This is a genomic window from Actinomycetota bacterium (genome assembly GCA_036280995.1).
Classification (GTDB): Bacteria; Actinomycetota; CALGFH01; order CALGFH01; family CALGFH01; genus CALGFH01.
Window position 1 is genome coordinate 1 of sequence record DASUPQ010000053.1, and the last position, 2,003, is coordinate 2,003.

At 70.0% G+C, this 2,003-nt stretch carries 3 protein-coding genes; 2 read left to right on the forward strand and 1 reads right to left on the reverse strand.

The window, feature by feature from the left end; all coding sequences use genetic code 11:
- Nucleotides 1-623 (forward strand): adenylate/guanylate cyclase domain-containing protein (locus tag VF468_01450; protein HEX5876988.1); only part of this gene is annotated, 623 nt, incomplete at its 5' end.
- 347 nt (nucleotides 624-970) lie between these two features.
- Nucleotides 971-1,684: a TMEM175 family protein gene (locus tag VF468_01455; protein HEX5876989.1), complete on the forward strand. Its 714-nt coding sequence runs from the start codon at nucleotides 971-973 to the stop codon at nucleotides 1,682-1,684.
- Nucleotides 1,685-1,854: 170 nt separating this feature from the next.
- Here VF468_01455 and VF468_01460 read toward each other — a convergent pair.
- Nucleotides 1,855-2,003: nitrile hydratase accessory protein (locus tag VF468_01460; protein ID HEX5876990.1), on the reverse strand; the 149-nt coding region annotated here is incomplete at its 5' end.

A 2,003-nucleotide genomic window follows, 5' to 3' on the forward strand; every position in this document is an offset into this window, starting at 1 on the left:
ACCTGGCCGCCCACATCCCCGCCGCCAGGCTGGTCGAGCTGCCAGGCGCTGACGGGCCGCTGGTGTGGGAGACCCCCGAACTCGCCCTGGACGCCATCCAGGAGTTCCTGACCGGCGCCCGCCACGCCTCCGCGCCCGACCGGCTGCTGGCGACCGTGCTGTTCACCGACATCGTGGGCTCCACCCAGCAGGCCGGACGGTTGGGGGATCAGCGCTGGCGCGAGCTGCTGGAACTACACGACCAGGCAGCGCGCCGTTGGGTCCAGGCGTTTGGCGGGCGGCTGGTCAAGAGCACCGGCGACGGGATCCTGGCCACCTTCGACAGTCCAGCGCGAGCGATCCGCTGCGCGGCCGCGCTGGCCGAGGACCTAGGTGGGCTGGGGATCGAGATCCGGGCGGGGCTGCACACTGGCGAGATCGAGCTGCGCGACGGCGATGTCGGGGGCATCGGTGTGCACATCGCCGCGCGGGTGATGGCGGCGGCCGGACCCGGGGAGATCCTGGTGTCCAGGACCGTGCACGATCTGGTCGCCGGCTCCGGCATCCTCCTGCGGGACCGGGGAACCCACCGGCTGAAGGGCGTCCAAGGCCAGTGGCAGCTGCTGGCGGTGACCGCCCCCTGACCGGCGGAGCGGATGGCTGCACTCGCACAGGTCGAAGCTGCGCTTCCCAACTGCGTGGAAGGAGGCCGTCATGCTGCAGCGAACGAGATGGACAAGTGCGTAAGGCTGCTGGCGGTGGTCGACCAGACGCTGCAGGGCCGCCCAGGTTGGGGCGGCGCGTGCGTTAGGTCTCGGTCGGCGTAGGCCAATCAGGTCGATGTCTGAATGACACGCCAGGAAGTTGAGCCGGTTATGAGGTGTCATCCGGTACACGACCCACCGAACCAGCTCCTGAACTGAACATGACCAGGGATTCAGCTACGCCGGATCTCCGAGGAGACTCATTGCAGCATCGAAATCAAGAGGTCATGGCAGGAGGAGCACTGGGCCGGTCCGACGACCCGATGGGGGTGGAGCGGGTCGTGTTCTTCAGCGACGCCGTGTTCGCCATCGCCATCACCCTGCTGGTCATCGAGCTCACCGTGCCCGAGGGCGACCTGACCGGTGCCCAGCTGACCCACGAGCTCGGCCGGCTGGGGCCGAAGTTCTTCAGCTTCGGGCTGAGCTTCTGGGTGATCGGCCGGTTCTGGATCGGCCACCACCTCACCTTCCAGTACCTGCGGCGCTGGAACCTGCCCATGCTGTGGCTCAACCTGCTGCTGCTGGCCTGCATCGCGTTCCTGCCCTTCCCCACCGCCGTGCTCGGCAACCACCTTGGCCTCCCGGCGGCCGTCCGTCTGTACGCGGCCAGCGTCACTGTGACCGGGCTGGCCTCGACCCTGCTGTGGTGGTATGCGACCGGCAGGGGTCGCCTGGTCGACGAGGACCTCGACCCCCGGGTGCGCCGCTTCATGCTGCTGCGCGCGCTCACCGCCCCGGTGGTCTTCGGGCTGTCGATCCCGCTGGTGACTGTGCAGGTGCCGGTTGGGGCCGGACGGATCAGCCTGGCCTTCTTGCTGTGGCTGCTGCTGGTCCCGGCGGTCCGGCTGGTCGTCCGCCTGGTGGTCCTGGGGCGACGCCGGCCCGGTGGCCGCCAGCCCACCAGCCACCCGCGGGCTGCCAGGGATACCGAGGGGCGCTGATGGCCATGACCGGGATGTGGGAGCGCGGTCGGCGCCGACCGTCGAGCTGCTTGTTGCCTTGACCGCCCGCCCTGGAGGCACGGCGGCGGCGGGTCGTGTGGCTCAGGGTCGGGTCGACTGGTACAGCGGGCCATGAGGCGCGCGAACCGGGGCTCCCAGACCCGGTCCTGCTAGCCGAAGTCCTGTGGCTCCAGTTCGATGGGGGTGCCGTGAGGTGTGCGGTCGGCGGCGCGCTTCCAGGCGTCGCGGTAGCGCGCCAGCTCGGCCGGGTCGCTCAGGCGCTTGTCGGCGATCAGGCGCTCCAACGCGGCCAGCCAAT

What these genes read in the sequence shown, in the direction of transcription:
- VF468_01455 (HEX5876989.1), top strand. Translation starts at nt 971, where the DNA reads ATGGCAGGAGGAGCACTGGGCCGGTCCGACGACCCGATGGGGGTGGAG.